This window comes from Cytobacillus eiseniae (genome assembly GCF_017874625.1).
Classification (GTDB): Bacteria; Bacillota; Bacilli; order Bacillales; family Cytobacillaceae; genus Cytobacillus; species Cytobacillus eiseniae.
Map to the genome: position 1 here is coordinate 1 of NZ_JAGIKZ010000012.1, position 17,329 is coordinate 17,329.

A 17,329-nucleotide genomic window follows, 5' to 3' on the forward strand; every position below is an offset into this window, starting at 1 on the left:
TCAAACTCTCCAATAAAGAGTTGATTAGCTCTAAAATAAAAAATAAGTTTAAACGTTGACGTTTTTTGTTCGTTCAGTTTTCAAAGAGCAATTTTTTAATTTTCCACGTTACTCAGAAGCAACTTTATTAATATATCACACATCCTCGTTTTAAGTCAACACTTTTTTAAAAATGTTTTTTTAAAATTTGTGTTGTTTGAAGAGGACGTTAATTAATATAACACGCAGAAAATACTTTTGCAATATAATTTTTGTTTTTTCTTCATATTTTTCTTCTCGATAATTAAAACAAGGATATATCCCCCTTCTTACTCACTATATGTATATATAAATACGAGAAAACAAACTCATACAGCTATCAACTCAAGATAAAAGTTTTACAAAGGATACGATCCATTGTCTATCAATATGATATATCAAATCATAAATCAAAAATAGAATTGTATATTTCACACATCTTCTTCATCTAAAAGTATTTCCTTAACGATTAAGAGTCTTTATTACGATCAAAACTACTGAGATGCAGATTATTGTAGTTTCATCCCTTTTATGAATTTAAGGCATTATAAAAAAACAAACTCGCCCCTATTGGCGAGTTTATTTAAATACATTCGAAAGATTTTGTGTAGCGATATTCGTTTCTTGAATTAAGTTAGCTAGTTGCTCTTTATTATTCGTTTGTGATTGAACAGTTGCTGAAATTTCTTCAAGAGAGGCAGATGCCTCTTCTAATATAGAAGCAAATTCATTTACTGCTATTTCAATAGCACCTGATTCTTGGTCAATATTTTTGGCAACGTCTCCAAAGGTTTGAATTTCCTGTTGAAGTTGTTGAATCGATATTTGAATCGATTCAAATATCGATTCATTCTTCTCTGTCCCATGAATATTTTCTTCCATTTTACTAGATACGATATTCATTTGATTCTGAGTTTCTCGATTATTAGAATGAACTTGATTTAAGGTTGTCGAAATTTGAACAGCTGTTTTATCTGAGGTTTCAGCAAGCTTACGAATTTCTTCAGCTACAACAGAAAAGCCTTTTCCTGCTTCCCCTGCTCTTGCTGCTTCGATTGATGCATTTAAAGCAAGCAAATTCGTTTGTGCAGTGATTCCTTGGATTGATTGAATAGCACTTAAGGATGACTCAATGTTTTCACTTAATTGGTTCATATCCTTCTCCATCAATTCAATAAAATGCTTGAATTCCTGCATTTGATTATTCATTATTTTGGATTGTGAGCGACCTTCTACTATTTGAACGGTCATTTGATTAGTTGATTCATTAATTTGAAGCACCCGTCCATTCATTGCTTCTACTTGTTTAGCCGTACTTTCAATCGCATGGACAATATTACTGATCGCATTTCCTTGTGATTGTGTGCCTGAAGCTATTTCTTGAAGTGCCACATTCAATTCTACAGTCGCCAGCTTTTCCGATTCTGATTGTTCTTCTACCATCTGCATATTGCTAGCAATTATATGAGAGTTTTCCTCTAAAATGGTGCGCTGTTCTGCTTCACGAGCCAATTTCTCTTCTGCCGAGGCCTGCATTTTTCCAAGATCAGATTCAAGCTTTCCCATAATTCTTTGTTGAAAAAATAAAACAATAACAGCTAGAGAAAATAATAACGAATACGTCGGTAAATCCGATGAATAAACTTCACCATTAAAAGTAAACGCAAAGATCAATAATCCTGCACCAAAAAGAGTCCCCATTAGATAAAGAGCTATATTCATATAAAGTGCCGAACATACTAATAAAAAATATATGAGTGATAGATTATTCTCAGCAGGGCTAATTATCATAATCAATCCTAGAATAATCGTTAAACCGACTATCGCCAAATAAGAAATTTGTTTCGTTAATCGTTTTGTTAGATGTAAAAATGCAATAACAGAACATAGAGCAGCTCCACTTATAAGGATTGTTAAAATTAGTCGAAGCGGCTGCCCTAAACTCGCTTCTACGACTACACCTAGAATCACTGAAATAATTAACATAATCAGTGTAATTCTATTTTTCTTTCTTAATGTCTCTAATTGCAATTCTTCAATTGACATCTTCATTCTCCTTCTATAATTTTCCACATTCATTTTACTAGAAAAGTTTTCTTTTGTATATAGTTGTAGATATCAAAGAAACTTGGGCAGAGGTTAAAGATTGAATTAGGAGAAAAAGTGTAGAGTAAATATTTATAGGCAGAAATACTAGCTGGAGGCTTCACAAACTAAAGAAGCGATTGTTTTTTCACATCTACATCTTTGTCCATCAGGATGATCGTTGTTGTTCATCTAATACTATTAATATAGAACACTACTGCTACATATTCAGTAGTCCCCCTCTTAGCTTTCTATAAAAATATCCCTTGTATACAAAATAAAACGGAGACTGCATCGACGCAAATCTCCGTTTAGCTATTATTTTAGGAAAATGAAATATAGAATAAATATGACAAATAGTCCATACATAATTGGGTGAATCTCTTTTGCACGCCCTTTAACAATCATTGTAATTGGGTAGAAAATAAATCCAACCGCAATACCTGTAGCAATGCTATATGTTAAAGGCATGATAATGATTGTTAAAAAGGCTGGAACAGCGATTTCAAATTTCGTCCAATCAATTTTACCTAAAGATGCAACCATCAGTACACCTACAATAATTAGTGCAGGAGCCGTCACTGCAGAAGTGATCACTTCTAATAACGGAAAGAAAAATAACGCAAGTAAGAATAGGCACGCTGTAACAATAGAAGCAAAACCAGTTCTTGCTCCAGCTGCTACTCCTGAAGTTGATTCAACATAAGACGTAGTTGTAGACGTTCCGAAAATCGCCCCAACAACTGTTGCAATCGAATCCGCTAGCAACGCCTTTCCTGCTCGAGGTAATTTATTGTCTTTCATTAAACCTGCTTGGTTAGCAACTCCAACTAATGTACCTGCCGTATCAAAGAAATCAACAAACAAGAAGGTTAACACGACAACAAGCATGTTTGTCGTAAAGAAAGCCGGATCACCAAAGGCTTCAAAAGCAGCTCCAAAAGTTGGTGCGACACTTGGAATTGAATCTACTACTCTATCAGGTACAGAGATTAGTCCAAAGATCATCCCAATAATCGACGTAATGACCATCCCAATAAAGATTCCGCCTTTAATTCCTTTTGTCATTAAGATAACAGTAATAAAAATTCCAAATATAGCTAACAGGACATTGCCATCTGTAAAATCACCTAAACCTACTAATACTGCATCATCATTTACAATTAATCCAGCACTTTGTGCACCAACAAATGTAATAAATAAACCAATCCCAGCACTAACTGCAAATTTTAATTCCGCTGGGATCGAGTTAATAATAATTTCTCGCAAACCAGAAATTGATAATATGATAAATACGACACCAGAAATTAAAACTCCGCCTAAAGCATGCTGCCAAGGAATCCCCATCGTTAATACAACCGTATATGCAAAGAATGCATTGAGTCCCATACCTGGTGCAAGCGCGACAGGATACTTCGCTAAGACACCCATTAATAATGAACCGATAGCAGCCGCTACAGCTGTTGCAACAAAAACAGCTCCATAATCCATCCTCATCGAATCAGGTAAATCTGGTATATCCATTAAAGATAATGTCATAGGGTTAACGATTAAGATATAAGCCATTGCTAAAAATGTCGTCAGACCCCCGATTGTTTCTCTTCGATAGTTTGTTCCGAGTTCTTCAAACTGGAAGTACTTCTTCACTCTTTTTTCCCCCTAAATCGTTCTATTATTTTTCAAGAGCTATAAGGATTTTCAAAATCCACATGTAGGAGATTCCGTCTTCCTTATCTAAAAAAATGCACTAAAAAACGCTCCAGTTTATGATACCGAAGCGTTGACAACAGGGTTCGTGTAAGTAAAAAGGGAACAAACTATCCTTTAAATTTAACACTTACCTCGTAGTCAAGCTATTTACGGTAGCTCGGTAGAAACTTATGGGCCATATCCCCAAGATTATACGACGTAATACGACAATATTTAATTCATCTTTATTTTATCAACAACTAGGTGATTCGTCAATAAAAAAAGCGAACATTTAATGATATTTTATTAATAATGTTCGTTTTTTTATTCATTTTTATCGATCAATCGTAATTGTCATTCCAGCAATAAGGGGAAAGTACAGACCTTATTGCTAGAATATATATGCTTATTAGAACTAATCAAGCTGCTTTCGCTTTTCTTTGTCTAGCAGCTGCGCCTATCGCCTATCAAACTTCAGGTCATCTCCCTACGATAAGTCAGCATCGGTTCGCTGTCGCAAACCATGTTTCCTTTATCTCAGTCGATGCCCTTCCAGTTTGTACGGCGATGATCAAGGCGCTTTCGCTTTTTTTTATTCCCACTCAATCGTTGCAGGCGGCTTAGAAGTAATGTCATACAGCACGCTCACCAACCATTGATATATAAAAGTTTTACTTGATTTATTAAAATAGAAAAATCCGTTCAATTCATGTAATTCTTGTCCTCAATAGTAGCAGGTGAAGCACTATTTTACAACACTATTATGTTGAATAATGGATATGTCGGTTCGATTATCTTATCAGGGTGTTGATATGCTAGTGGTGTACGTAATTCTAGTGTGTACAACACTAAAATATCGGTTAATACCGCCCCTATACTCTTAAATTGTTAGTAATTTTTCTGAAAGCTTAATACTAAGACCTTCTACTCTTCTATAAGCAAGCTCTCCCATTGCTAAATCGTAATTTAAACCTTTTTTTAGCTCTGCTTCAATATGTACTGTATTTCTATATTCGTAAAGCTTTATTAAATCATGCTTTAAATTCTCATCTATTAATTCTAATTTAAAACATGCTTCTACTTTTTGATCATACCTAATTTTCGTTTTGTCAATTGACTCTATAACCTCATAATACGGAATAATTCCCTTTTCATCATGTATTAATTCTTTTTCTAACTTATCTCTTTTGTTTTGAGGTATAGAAATTTTTTTGTGTCGCTTTTGATACAGTAAATCATTTACTATTTGTGTATCTTTTTTCTTCTCAAATAGAATATAATTTAATACTGCTTCTTGAATAGAAACATACATTATTACTTGAGTTTTTAATTTGCGCCAATAATAGTTCATCTGTAGCTTGAAGTCCTTCAAACATTTTATAAATTACTCTTGCGTTAATGAATTCAGTTTTCAATCTTTCTCTTAAATTACTATCCTCAATAAAAGGATAAAAGTTTATATTATACCAACTTTCTGAAGGTAAATGACCATACACGTAATCTCTAATTGTCTCCTGTAATTCCATTTCAAATGGCATTATTCATCATCTCCATCATATTTTTTATTGTAAAAGAATGATTTTACTTCTTACGATTTCCTTGATGTGTTTTATTATTAGTATTTCCAAAACTTCTTATTTTTTCAGCACAAAGTTCTGTTAATGGCTCACCTATAGCTTTTTTATAATTAAAACCTAATAATTGCATAGTTCTTAATGTATCCAAGCTAATTAGTTGAACTACTGACTCCATAGCAATGTCATTTTGTGGTGATTGAACTCCAAGGCCACCTAAAATTTTGATTGCACTTCTAATTGTATTTTGAAGATACTCTAAATTTTCAGCACTAATTTCTACCCCCTCATACAATTCTTTATAGCTTCTAGCTATCCTTTCTAACTCACTTTTATCTTCTAATAAGCCATTAATTAATTCCTCATACCCACGTATAATTATATCTTTATCTCTTCCACCTTTTAACTGCCTCATTTTGTCTGCAATAAATGTAGCAGTATTTTTTGTAGCTGATCTCGTTAAATCATTATCTAATGTATTTATTAACTCTTGCGCTGATTCAATTACATTCTCCATTTTCTCACCTCTATATTTGTTAAGATGTAACAATTGTATATATTTTACAATAAAGAAAATAAAAAGAACATACCAATATCGATATGCCCTCATACTATATACACTAAAAGAACGAAATGCTCTTAAGGCTATTCTCGATGCTCTCCTCAGTGATTCCGATATAGCGTAATGTGATTTTCTGCGAACTGTGATTAAAGATTTCCATGAGTGTTGCTACATCTTTAGTCGCTTGATAATAAGTATATCCAAACGTCTTACTCATTGTGTGTGTACCAATAGAATTATTTCCAACCATATCTCCTGCTTTAGCAATAATACGGTATGCTTGCGTAGTCGTGATATGACAGTCACCCTTACGACTAGGGAACAGATAAATTATATCTGTTGGTAATGTTTCAATGTAATCAGCAATATCAGCCATCAAGCTATTAAGATACACTGTACGCTCTTTCCTCGTCTTTCCCTCACGAATCTTAAATGAGCTTTTACCTTTTACCTGTTCAACTTTTAGAGCAACTATATCACCACAGCGTAATCCTGTTGAAACTCCTAATTTAAATAGTAATTGGTCACGTTTACCATTTTGCTTACTCATCCCCAATGCTTCTATTAAGTTGTTTACTTCTTTTTTTGTTTTCAAAGGTTGAACGTCAATTAACATTCCCTTTTTCTCATTCATGTTAGCCATTGTTTAACCCCTTTTATATGTATGCTTTTAATATCAAACAAACAATAGCATACATTCATTAAGTGTTCAGCAGTAGAACATAATTATATCAACATTTAACATGTATTTTTTTCTGCAAAAGCATACATTCATTTGAGATAAAATATTTTTCTAATGATTAATATGTAATAATCAAATTCAAATGGTATTATTTGGTTAAACAAAAAAATTGAGGTGTCCATTATGTTTACCACTCATCAACAATTAAAAAAGTATAAATTTGAACCATATAAACCTTGCCCATGCGAAAGTGGGAAAAACTACAAATTTTGTTGCTATACAAAAGGAAAAGAAAAAAATATTGATACAACAAAATATAATTCTAAAAGATTGTACTTTGAATCACATAAGCATTTTAAAGATACCGACTTTAAAATGTGTTTGGGTTTCGACAAAGAAGAATGTGACTACGGTTTTATAGAAGCTCATTCACTTCAAAATAATGGTGTATTAAATCAGATAGCAACAGACAATCATGTATATTATTTAGATATGAATTTCGACGAACGAACTACTTTACCTAAATTAGAATTTAAGCTAAAAGGAAAAAATCAAGCAAGTACATTTTATGGTTTTTGCAAACATCATGATGAGAAGTATTTTTCTAAAATAGAAGATGTAGATTATCAAAATACAGAAGAACAAAATTTTTGGTTTGCATTTAGAGCACACTGTTTTGAAGCGCATCGGAAACATAGATTAAAGAAAAGCTATGCACAACTCTTTAAAAAATACCCCTTTGCTACCCGAGATTTACAAATATTAGGCATGTACAAGAATAACGAGTTAAACCTCAAAGATGTAGATATAGAATATCGTAGATTTAAAAATGTGTATGAAAGTAAAAATTTTGATGCTATAGAGAGTTTCGTAAAAGTTTTACCATTCAAAGTAGGGTTCACTGCTACTACAGCTGTTGCAGTTAATGTTGATTTAAACGGTAATAAAACAATAGACATTTATGATTATGATGAAAAGTTATTTGTTCCTAGCGTTTACATCTCTATTATTCCAAAGGATGATAGCACATTAATAATTGTTTCAAGATTTAAAGAAGATAGTTGCTATGAAGGTTTTATGAAGGCATTAAAAAGTAATACAGATGATAATTTATTATTCAGCTATCTATCGTTTTGCCTTGCTGAATTTAGTGAAAATATATACTTCTCTCCTCAATTAATTGATAGTATTTCTGAAGCAGAGAAAAATATCATCTCGACTGCCTTCATGGGAATTATAAGTCCCACTCCCGAGCTTCGAATGAAAAATATGTTAAGTACCTTTAGGTTAAATCTATTCAACTATACAATTTAATTTTATACGGGCTTACCTAAACTATTGTAAGCCCTTTTTACATAACCTATCGTTCTTTCCTATCGTTCACTCCCTATGAATTGCTACTTATCTATGACAATAATAGATAATAGATTTGTTCTATTAAGCTCATTAATTTTTTAAGCAATAAATAGTCGGCTATTTTTCCTACAATAAGAAAGAACACTTCAACTTAGAATGAAACGATTAATCCATGTCGTATCGTATAAAGTAACATTAATTATTATAATGAGGTAATTTTATCAAAATGGTAATATACTCAAATTCGTATAAACGTCATCTATAACTTTATCAAGTTCTTTTAAACTACCAACAAGTTTAGATACTTCTATGTCATTTCGAATAATAGATTGAATTTCGTGTTCTTTTTTATAAAATTTAGTCGTGTCAACATTAGGGTTTAATTCTATATATTCTTGAACAAGATTTAAAACACGATTTTTAACCTGATTTTCACTTAAATTTATATTTCTAATATCCTTTTTTATGTCGGTAAACATCTTTTCCATGTACTCTTTATACGGTAACTCGGTACTTTCTAAATTTGATACTTGGTAAGTTCCAAAATCCTTTAAATACATACTTTCTTCATTCTTAGACTTTTTAAAGGTTGCTATAATTTTATTTTAAGTTGCTCCTTCATTTCAACAATACCTTATACCTTAAATCCTTTGGATAATTAATATGATGGATAGAAGATATATCAAATAAATAATCCGTAATCAGTATCATCGTCTTTCAATAAAATAAATGCCTTATCAAATGCAAACCTAACACCTAATTCAAACATTACATTAGGGTTTTTAGAACTTACATCAACAATAACAATATCATCTTCATAAATCCGTTGAATTATGTTTTTTTGGATCAAAGTAACATCTTCAGCTTCACTAACCATACTTACCTTACATTTATAATTATCAATATCTAATAATGCCTCTTCAATAATTCTTCTAACTTCAGCCCAATGCCGCAATTGATAACCTTCCGTATTAGATATTGGCATAATTAAACCTACTTTAAGTGTCTGTACTTCACTTGTTGTAACATTTTCATTAGAAATATCTACCAAATTTGTCCCATTCATAAAATGCCCTCAAAAAAGGAGAGTTTTACCAATATCATAATTATTTAAATTTTCTTACATCAAGTAAAAAATACACCACAATATCGTGATGTGTTCATATCGATCATTATTTTTCAGAAAGGTATTTGCTCACTAATATCAAGATAAGCTAACTGCGATAATTCTTCTAGTCCAATTACGGATTTTTCCTCTTCCGTTAATAGCTCTGTATGGAAAGCAATCTCACCAAATGCAGATGTGTATCTTGAAAAATAGTCTGTACACCACAGTGGAAGTACGACTTCAAGAATTTCAATATACTTAGCAAGTATAAAACTTTTGTTTCTATCAAAAAAACTACCATCTATTTGGCTTGAATTTACAAGATAATCTTTCTTTATTCGCTTTAATAAAATATCTGCAAAAACTTGCTTAGCTTCATTTGAGGAAACCTCAAAACACTCTTTATTTAATACTTGAATAACATTCCGTCTATACACCAAGTCTTTGCTTTTCCAAGTAATCTTCCTCAGAAACATCATTATGACCCGTTATATCTGAAATAAAGTATTTAAACGACCAAGATATTCTACCTGTCTTTTCAAGTTCTTTTAAAGAGCTTGTTAAAATATTTCGATTTGTATCTCTAATGTAAGCTCTAATATATTCTGTTATAGAATGAGCATATATCATATTTGCTTCACCAAAGATATTTTCTCGAATGAGCTTTAGTATAACCTTGTACTCAATAGCACCAGGATTAATGAAAGCATATTTTTTTATTAGTTGGGTAGTCGTGACCTCAATGTCTCCATCATCATTGCAATGTGTCTTTTGCAGTTCAAGTATCGCTTTAAAAACTAGCTCATCTAGTAGAGACTTTCCTGCTTCTCTTATAGCCCCATTGTTTTTACGATCATCAATCCGTTCCGCTCGTTCACTTCGCTTTTCTCCTAAAAGAAATCTCCGTTTTTTACCTTTAAGAATTTCTCCTTCTTCATCTGTTTTCAAAGAAACGCTAACATGGATCATTTTTAAATCTCTAATCAATGCTTCAAGAACACTTGAATTATCAATTCTGCCTCTACGTTCATAGCTCTGTAACCTTTTTTCAGCTCCTTCAATACCCTCATAAATACAGTATTGAATGGCTTCTAACGTTGTTAATTCCAATTTCTATTACTCATTTTAGCTTATAGTTTTTGCGAGATGTTTAACTACTAATTAAAACTCTTTATATTAGTAAATGATTTGCTCGCTATTCAACTAGGCACATGAGAGATTCATTAATAATAAAAATCCTCAAACTTTCTGCTGTTAGTGCCTAAACTATTACTAAAGAAGCACATAGGAATTAACATTCTATATGGAACAATCTCTTGGCGTCCTTTTTAAATTCTTCTTCCGAAAACTTCTTCATAATTAAATCCGCTAATTCTGTTTCAGTCATTTCTTCTAATTCGTCTACATCTTCACCCATAATTTTCAAGAAAGTAATAGGAACAATTTTATTTTTAAAACGAATTAATTGTACAAGAGATATTGGATTTAATTCATCATATAGTTTTCCGAGTTCCTCCACTTCTTCTACTGAATACTCCGCATAAGTTTCTTCCATCGCATAAAGTACTTCATCGAGCATACGAAAATTAGTTGATGGTGCTCTTAAATAAATAGTCTTAATATACGATTGTACTAACTCATAAAATTTTCCATTATCAGCCATACCTCTACCAAAACTATCCTCTAAATAGTTTAGAGAATAACGAATTAATTCTGAATTACTTAATTCTTTATCACTAAACAAATTAGCCTTTAAAAATTCCATTTTTTCAAACGTTTTTTCATCTAGTCTAAAACTAATTGTTTTTGTATTATTCTCCATGCTAAACCCCCTACACATTTAAGTAATACAATAAGTAATACGTTTTGTAATACAAATAATAATACAAGAAATACTATACGTCAAATAATAGCGTTTTGCTACATGACTTGAAATTCATATTCCAATATCATTCAACGGACTATGCAAACGACCAATTTCAAGTATGCTATCCTGTTCAAGCCCTCTAAGGTACTTGGTTGTTTCCTGCGTATCAAAATGCCCCAATAACCGACTTAAACTATAAACGTCAATTCCGTTTCTTAGTTGTTTCTGAGCAAAATAATGTCTACAGTCATGCGGTGAACAACGAACTTCCTCACGTACACCTACATTGTCACAATGCTCCTTTAGAATCTTATTGATACGTGAGCGGTGCAATTGCTTGGCGCATTGATCTAGAAAATAGAAGTCCTCTACCTCATGGCTCTCTTTACGCTTGAAACGCTCCTTCTTGGCTTCTTCAAACTTTCGCATATATTTTCTCATGGTCTTACTGATGTACACTAGACGTTGCTTAGAACCTTTACCATGAATCAGAATATGACGCATTGAAATGTCACTAACCTTAATGTCACAAAGCTCACTAACTCGTATGCCCGTGTCAAAGAGCATAATCAGAATCAGTTTGTCACGAATATTTGAGTACGTTTCACCTCTGCACCATTAAACGTTAAAATGACACGCTTTTCTTCCTTTAAACTTTTGATTCTACGCATTGGATTATTCTTTTCTTCAAGGTATTCCTCATCTATTAAGTAATTGAAAAATACTTTGAGCGTAGCGATATTATTGTTTAAAGTGATTGGCTTCTCGCTACCTACTTGTTGACGATATTGCACGTATTTCTTAACATGAATCGGCTCAACAGCTTCAACATCTACTACTTCACATTCGGCTTCCATAAACTCTTGCCAACGTTTCAACCGCCATATACACATCTCAACATACTTTGGTTTGCGACCTATAATTTCTTGATTTAATTTAAAATCGTCAATCAGCTCAATAATTCTAACCATAAAAAAAGACCTCCCATTTTTCATGAATTACATGAATAATGGAAAGTCCTATTTTGACAGTTAATTGTTGCAGGTGAACAAGAAAATGCTCACTCAAACAACCGCTAAACCCTTGATATGACTATGATTATAGATTATTAGGTATTAGGTATTTAGTACTATTCCCACTCAATCGTTGCAGGTGGCTTGCTCGTAATATCATAAACAACTCGATTAATGTGGTTTACTTCATTTACAATTCGTGTGGAGATGACTTCAAGCACATCCCAAGGAATTCTTGCCCAATCAGAAGTCATTCCATCAATGGAAGTAACTGCACGGATGCCAATTGTATAATCATATGTTCTAGCATCTCCCATTACTCCTACACTGCGGATATCTGGAAGCACAGTGAAGTACTGCCATATATCACGATCTAAGCCAGCCTTTTTAATTTCTTCACGCAAGATATAATCTGATTCACGAACAATTTCGAGCTTTTCTTCTGAAATTTCGCCTAATACACGAATCCCTAGGCCTGGTCCTGGGAATGGCTGTCTCCAAACGATTTCATCTGGAATGCCTAATTCTGTACCTAAAGCACGTACTTCATCTTTAAATAAAGTATTTAACGGCTCAATCAGTTTAAACTGCATATCTTCTGGAAGCCCGCCAACATTGTGATGGGATTTAATTGTCTGTGCAGTTGCTGTCCCACTTTCAATAATATCTGTATATAAAGTACCTTGTGCTAAAAATTCAATGCCTTCAAGCTTGGTTGCTTCATCATCAAATACATAAATAAATTCATTTCCGATGATTTTTCTTTTTTGTTCCGGATCAGACACACCTTTAAGCTTGGATAAGAAACGATCTTGTGCATCCACTTTAATGACATTCATATGAAAACCATCTGCAAAGGTCTTCATGACACTATCTGCTTCCCCTTTACGAAGCAAGCCATGATCAACAAAAATACATGTTAATTGATCACCAATTGCTTTGTGAATAAGAACAGCAACGACAGAGGAATCAACTCCACCGCTTAACGCACAGAGAACCTTTTTGTTTCCAACCTTTTGACGGATTTTCTCCATCTCCACTTCAATGAAGTTCCCCATTGACCAGTCACCTTTACAATTACACACACCAAAAACGAAATTCTTCAAAATATCGTTACCGTATACAGAATGAAGCACTTCAGGATGGAATTGCACCGCATATAGGCCTTTTTCCTCATTACTCATCGCTGCAATTGGACATGACGGATTTGTTCCATCAACAACAAATCCTTGTGGTGCTTCAACAACAAGATCCCCATGGCTCATCCAAACAGTCTGCTCTTCAGGAAGATCAGCAAAAAGCTTTGATTGATTTTCAAGTTTCAATAGTGCCTTGCCATACTCACGATGTTTCGCTTTCTCTACTTTGCCTCCGAAATGCATGGTCATTAGCTGCATGCCATAGCATATTCCAAAGATCGGCAATCCTAGTTCAAAAATCTTTTCATCACAATGGAATGCCCCTTCTCCATACACACTATTTGGCCCACCTGAAAAAATAATTCCCTTCGGATTCAATTGCTTAATTTCTTCAGCTGTAATTGTGTGTGGGTGCAGTTCACTATATACCCCAAATTCTCTAATTCTACGTGTAATTAACTGATTGTATTGACTTCCAAAGTCTAAAACAATGATCATTTCTTGATTTTGCCATTCTGTCTTCACCGTCAAACGGTTCACCCCATTATGTTAATAAAATTTAATTGCATTGTTTTTATTATTCTCTTATCCTCATTTAAGCAAACAAAAAAACAGTACTCTCCTCTCCAAATAATGGTGAAGGCAGAATACTGTTCAATAAATAAACACATTTATAGAATTCATCTGCCTTCATAGTCAAATCATTTAAGGTGATTTGGTAGAAACTTTCGAACCATATTATCGAGGATATATGAAGGATATATTCAATTATATTTCTATATCTATTGTAACAACAGGTTATTTTTTTGGTCAAGCGATTGTCTTTTTAATTAAATTTTCCCATAATTCCTTCGTTTCTTCCCAGCTGCCTGCTTTAAGCTCTCCCCTATAAATAAGCTGTTCATAACAGGTGGTTAATCTGCCCATTTCACTTGATGAGAAAAAGCGATCAACATAATCAGCATAGTCTCTAAGTGTCTGTCCTTCCTTCCGATGTAACCCATAGCGCCCTAGCTCTCTTAATAAGAGCAAATACGCCTTTGGAAGATTTTCATCCTTTCTTGTCCATTTAAACCTCCAGGCTAAATAAAAAGGAAGCCAACGTCCACGGAAGTGATAAATAAGGAAGACTAGAAAAGCAATCACAAGAATAATAGAAACAATCCATTTCCAATGATCGGTCAATAAGTCCTTCAATCGATCGAACAGCTTTTCGAAGGAAAAAGCGGAAACTGTTTTGTTTTCATTTTTATCTGCTAATTCTGGCTTTTCTCTTTCAATCTCTTCTTGCTCTATCGCTTCAGGCTGACGATCTTCTGCTAAGTAGGTGTCAAAATTAAATTGAACACTATTAGAGAAGCCTTGTGTTGGTTCGAACGGAACCCAGCCAACACCAGGAAAATAGACTTCTACCCATGAATGCGCATTATTATTTGTGACTTCAAACATACGACTTCCCGTATCCCCTAATCCCTTATATTCGCCTTCTGTATATCCCTTTACCCATCTTGCGGGGATACCAATAGATCTTGCTAATATAACCATTGATGTAGAAAAGTTATCACAATAGCCGCGTTTCGTATCGAATAAAAACTGATCTACATAATCATCATCTGGACCTGGTACAGCTACATCCAGCTGATCATATGAGAAACCAGATTTTCTAAAATATCCTTCAATCTCCCTCGTCTTCTCAAACCAGCTATCTTTGTCTTCCGTAATCTCTATAGCCAAGTCGCGAATTCGCGAAGGCAAATCATCTGGAAGCATCGTATAATGATCAATCAATTCGCGATCTGCGGCAACATTCTCTACTGAACTTGCTTCATTTAGAGCTGTCACACTATAGCTTGGCTTATCAAAAACGAGTGAATATTGTTCAATAGAAACTGGGATATTCCCTTCTATTGAATGGATTTTTTCAGTTGCTGTTTCCTTTTCAAACGTATAAAAAGGAGCAGCAATAATTTGCTTAATTCCTAATGGGTACACAATATGTGCATCGTTCCCCATTGAAAAAACTGTACTTACTTCCTCTTTTATTTCAACCTTAGCATCATTGTTATAGGATTGGATGGGGACAAGCTCCTCATATCCAAATGGCTCTCTCTCATCACGAGAACTAGACGTAACCCATCCCTTTCCTGTATATACATCCTTTGTTTCAACTTTCCAATAATGACGGGAGTTTGCTTCTGCATTGAATATGACCGTGTTATCACCTATAAAGGGGCCACCCAGATTAGAATCATCCAAACCATACCCAATCTTTTGAAGCCCTTTTCCATCGCTTGTGCCACTGTCTTTCCCATATGATTTAATATATGGGACTGGATCTGGCCAAATAGGTTCTGCTTTCGGTGAAGCAAGACCAAACCCAACACTCATTGCGATCATGATGAGTAGTGGATACATCCACTTCTTTATAGGAATAGTCTTAATTTGAATAACTTCTTTTTCTAAAAGACGATAAAACGTGAGCATCCCCAAAACAGTAAAACCAGAGATAACAGTCCGCACAATGGCCAACCCTGCATCATAAGGAGTAAATGTATCTAAAACCGTAATATAAATTAAAGTTAGTAAGAAGAAAAGCAATATTTGTCTGCGCTTAATGAGCCAATACTGAATTAAATAAGTCATCAGCCAAAGTAGGATAAAAAATAATAAACTTCTGAATATGTTGCTTAAACTAGACCAATCTCTTGCAAATAGGATTTGAATATTCTCTATGACATCGTGTACAAACTGGGAAATCCATGAAAGTTGAAAAATGGACTCTTCAAAATATAAAAAATGCAACATCCATACGATATAGGCCATTTTTATACCTATACTCACTAATAAAGAAGTTCCCATAAATGCCAACAAAAAAGAAAGAAGAATAAATAGAAGAAACACACCAATATTCGACGTATCAGTCAGCTGCTCTAGCGGTCTTAACCACTCCCAAAGCATAATATGGACGAATAAATACAGGAAAAATGTAATGAAATCCTTCTGAGCCTTCCGTGAAATCACCTTATAGCCACCTCCGAAAATACAGATAAGAAATGGCCATCATGTACGAAAACAACACGAATTCCTCTTGTTCTCGCAGCTTCCTTCAATGCTAGCTCTTGCTGTGAAATCGTTTCCTTCTCACTTTTGATAAGAAAGAGGGTAATTGCAGCACTATTTGCAGTAAATCGGCCTGCAACTTCAATTAAGCTTCTCGTTAACTGCGAAGTAACGAGCATTAGATTATTACTTTGTGATAAAGATGGATTCTCGACCTTTAACACACGATCCAATGAAACTTCACTGTTATCTTTTATCTTTGCTAAATGATAAAAAAGCTGCTGCTGTTGACTTTCTCCCCCTCTAACCGGAAAGGCCGTTCGTTCAGAGGCGGAGGAGAGAAAACCTACATGCGCTCCCTTTAAGAGAATCGCTTTAATAATCGATGCAGAGAAGGAAACGATCGCTTCAAAACGACGGTCAGGCGCACAATCCATCAAGATATAGACATTATGTGATTGTCTTTGTTCAAAATCCTTCGTCATCATTTCATTTCGCTTTGCTGTCGCTTTCCAATTAATCCACGAAAAACGGTCACCTGGCTGGTATTCTCTAATTCCAATAGCCATTGACGTATCCCTTTGCACACGTTCCCTCGATGCTGTCATTCCCTGATCATATTGATTTTCCATTGTCTTATAGATCAAGTTCTCATAGGACGGGTAGACGAGCATTTTATCCTCAAGCTGAATATAATTTTCCTTTTCGATTAATCCAAGTAAATCACCTGTTCTCAATCGTATCGCTTGAAAAAAATGTTCACCCCTTGGTAATTTTTCTACTTCATACGACCACGTAAATTCCTTTTGAAACCCTGGAAATACAAACGATTTCGAACGATTTCCCTGCTGTGAAAAGAAGAGCTGATTGTTAATACAATCCTCTACTATTAAATAGAATAACGGAAATGCCACTCTCCTCTTAAGCGTAATCGTTACCTTCAATGACTCACCTGCAATAAATTCATTCTTATGAAAAGTCCGCTTTACCTCAAATTGATTCATCGAATAGAATGAAAGGAAAAGGGCATAGAGAGAAAAAGGAAGAAAACTATAAAATAAAAACCAACTAACAAATCCACCTTGAAACATCGCATATGAAAAGGTAATAACAATAAGGAGCAGCAGGACGATTAATTTCCATACCTTTCTAGTGGCAGTAATTAGTCGATTCATC

General features: G+C 33.9%; 16 protein-coding genes and 2 riboswitches. Of the genes, 1 reads left to right on the top strand and 15 read right to left on the bottom strand.

Annotated features, from left to right (window positions below; all coding sequences use genetic code 11):
• Positions 1-597: 597 nt before the first annotated feature.
• The 5 genes from J2Z40_RS11310 to J2Z40_RS11335 form a co-directional block, all read right to left on the bottom strand.
• On the bottom strand, positions 598-2,064 hold the full coding sequence (locus J2Z40_RS11310) for a methyl-accepting chemotaxis protein (RefSeq protein ID WP_066400601.1): 1,467 nt from the start codon (positions 2,062-2,064) through the stop codon (positions 598-600).
• 357 nt (positions 2,065-2,421) lie between these two features.
• Positions 2,422-3,750: a solute carrier family 23 protein gene (locus J2Z40_RS11315; protein WP_066400600.1), complete on the bottom strand. Its 1,329-nt coding sequence runs from the start codon at positions 3,748-3,750 to the stop codon at positions 2,422-2,424.
• 178 nt (positions 3,751-3,928) lie between these two features.
• Positions 3,929-4,030, bottom strand: a riboswitch (purine riboswitch).
• A gap of 642 nt (positions 4,031-4,672) precedes the next feature.
• Entirely contained in the window at positions 4,673-5,143 is a 471-nt protein-coding gene (locus tag J2Z40_RS11325; protein ID WP_209795153.1) for a hypothetical protein, read from the bottom strand.
• A 230-nt stretch (positions 5,144-5,373) separates the two neighbouring features.
• Positions 5,374-5,883, bottom strand: a complete 510-nt coding sequence (locus J2Z40_RS11330) for a hypothetical protein (RefSeq protein ID WP_066400598.1) — start codon at positions 5,881-5,883, stop codon at positions 5,374-5,376.
• A 103-nt stretch (positions 5,884-5,986) separates the two neighbouring features.
• A complete protein-coding gene (locus J2Z40_RS11335) occupies positions 5,987-6,571 on the bottom strand; it encodes a tyrosine-type recombinase/integrase (protein WP_083954062.1) in 585 nt (194 codons plus the stop codon).
• 222 nt (positions 6,572-6,793) lie between these two features.
• Between J2Z40_RS11335 and J2Z40_RS11340 the strand changes: the two genes are divergently transcribed.
• A complete protein-coding gene (locus tag J2Z40_RS11340) occupies positions 6,794-7,924 on the top strand; it encodes an SEC-C domain-containing protein (protein ID WP_066400596.1) in 1,131 nt (376 codons plus the stop codon).
• Positions 7,925-8,187: 263 nt separating this feature from the next.
• Here the strand turns inward: J2Z40_RS11340 and J2Z40_RS11345 are convergent, their stop codons facing one another.
• The 10 genes from J2Z40_RS11345 to J2Z40_RS11385 form a co-directional block, all read right to left on the bottom strand.
• Positions 8,188-8,526 (bottom strand): hypothetical protein, encoded by a 339-nt coding sequence (locus J2Z40_RS11345; protein ID WP_066400595.1) that lies wholly within the window; start codon positions 8,524-8,526, stop codon positions 8,188-8,190.
• A 122-nt stretch (positions 8,527-8,648) separates the two neighbouring features.
• Positions 8,649-9,032, bottom strand: a complete 384-nt coding sequence (locus J2Z40_RS11350) for a hypothetical protein (protein ID WP_066400594.1) — start codon at positions 9,030-9,032, stop codon at positions 8,649-8,651.
• A 113-nt stretch (positions 9,033-9,145) separates the two neighbouring features.
• Positions 9,146-9,511, bottom strand: coding sequence for a hypothetical protein (locus tag J2Z40_RS11355; protein ID WP_066400593.1), 366 nt, complete (start codon positions 9,509-9,511; stop codon positions 9,146-9,148).
• A complete protein-coding gene (locus J2Z40_RS11360) occupies positions 9,504-10,184 on the bottom strand; it encodes a hypothetical protein (protein ID WP_066400592.1) in 681 nt (226 codons plus the stop codon). The genes J2Z40_RS11355 and J2Z40_RS11360 overlap by 8 nt, the downstream gene beginning before the upstream one ends.
• 181 nt (positions 10,185-10,365) lie before the next feature.
• A complete protein-coding gene (locus tag J2Z40_RS11365; RefSeq protein WP_066400591.1) occupies positions 10,366-10,896 on the bottom strand; it encodes a hypothetical protein in 531 nt (176 codons plus the stop codon).
• A gap of 114 nt (positions 10,897-11,010) precedes the next feature.
• Positions 11,011-11,508 (bottom strand): tyrosine-type recombinase/integrase, encoded by a 498-nt coding sequence (locus tag J2Z40_RS19800; protein WP_245350071.1) that lies wholly within the window; start codon positions 11,506-11,508, stop codon positions 11,011-11,013.
• Between the two features lie 8 nt (positions 11,509-11,516).
• Complete coding sequence (locus J2Z40_RS19805) at positions 11,517-11,912, bottom strand: site-specific integrase (RefSeq protein ID WP_066400589.1); 396 nt, start codon at positions 11,910-11,912, stop codon at positions 11,517-11,519.
• Positions 11,913-12,070: 158 nt separating this feature from the next.
• Positions 12,071-13,591, bottom strand: a complete 1,521-nt coding sequence (guaA, locus tag J2Z40_RS11375) for a glutamine-hydrolyzing GMP synthase (RefSeq protein WP_180316821.1) — start codon at positions 13,589-13,591, stop codon at positions 12,071-12,073.
• A 175-nt stretch (positions 13,592-13,766) separates the two neighbouring features.
• Positions 13,767-13,868, bottom strand: a riboswitch (purine riboswitch).
• 35 nt (positions 13,869-13,903) lie between these two features.
• Complete coding sequence (locus tag J2Z40_RS11380) at positions 13,904-16,114, bottom strand: transglutaminase domain-containing protein (RefSeq protein WP_066400585.1); 2,211 nt, start codon at positions 16,112-16,114, stop codon at positions 13,904-13,906.
• Positions 16,111-17,328, bottom strand: coding sequence for a DUF58 domain-containing protein (locus tag J2Z40_RS11385; protein WP_066400582.1), 1,218 nt, complete (start codon positions 17,326-17,328; stop codon positions 16,111-16,113). The genes J2Z40_RS11380 and J2Z40_RS11385 overlap by 4 nt, the downstream gene beginning before the upstream one ends.
• Between the last annotated feature and the right edge of the window lies 1 nt (position 17,329).

What these genes read in the sequence shown, in the direction of transcription:
- J2Z40_RS11310 (WP_066400601.1), bottom strand. Translation starts at nt 2,064, where the DNA reads ATGTCAATTGAAGAATTGCAATTAGAGACATTAAGAAAGAAAAATAGA.
- J2Z40_RS11325 (WP_209795153.1), bottom strand. Translation starts at nt 5,143, where the DNA reads ATGAACTATTATTGGCGCAAATTAAAAACTCAAGTAATAATGTATGTT.
- J2Z40_RS11330 (WP_066400598.1), bottom strand. Translation starts at nt 5,883, where the DNA reads ATGGAGAATGTAATTGAATCAGCGCAAGAGTTAATAAATACATTAGAT.
- J2Z40_RS11335 (WP_083954062.1), bottom strand. Translation starts at nt 6,571, where the DNA reads ATGGCTAACATGAATGAGAAAAAGGGAATGTTAATTGACGTTCAACCT.
- J2Z40_RS11340 (WP_066400596.1), top strand. Translation starts at nt 6,794, where the DNA reads ATGTTTACCACTCATCAACAATTAAAAAAGTATAAATTTGAACCATAT.
- J2Z40_RS11345 (WP_066400595.1), bottom strand. Translation starts at nt 8,526, where the DNA reads ATGTATTTAAAGGATTTTGGAACTTACCAAGTATCAAATTTAGAAAGT.
- J2Z40_RS11350 (WP_066400594.1), bottom strand. Translation starts at nt 9,032, where the DNA reads ATGAATGGGACAAATTTGGTAGATATTTCTAATGAAAATGTTACAACA.
- J2Z40_RS11365 (WP_066400591.1), bottom strand. Translation starts at nt 10,896, where the DNA reads ATGGAGAATAATACAAAAACAATTAGTTTTAGACTAGATGAAAAAACG.
- J2Z40_RS19800 (WP_245350071.1), bottom strand. Translation starts at nt 11,508, where the DNA reads ATGCTCTTTGACACGGGCATACGAGTTAGTGAGCTTTGTGACATTAAG.
- J2Z40_RS19805 (WP_066400589.1), bottom strand. Translation starts at nt 11,912, where the DNA reads ATGGTTAGAATTATTGAGCTGATTGACGATTTTAAATTAAATCAAGAA.
- guaA (WP_180316821.1), bottom strand. Translation starts at nt 13,591, where the DNA reads ATGATCATTGTTTTAGACTTTGGAAGTCAATACAATCAGTTAATTACA.
- J2Z40_RS11385 (WP_066400582.1), bottom strand. Translation starts at nt 17,328, where the DNA reads ATGAATCGACTAATTACTGCCACTAGAAAGGTATGGAAATTAATCGTC.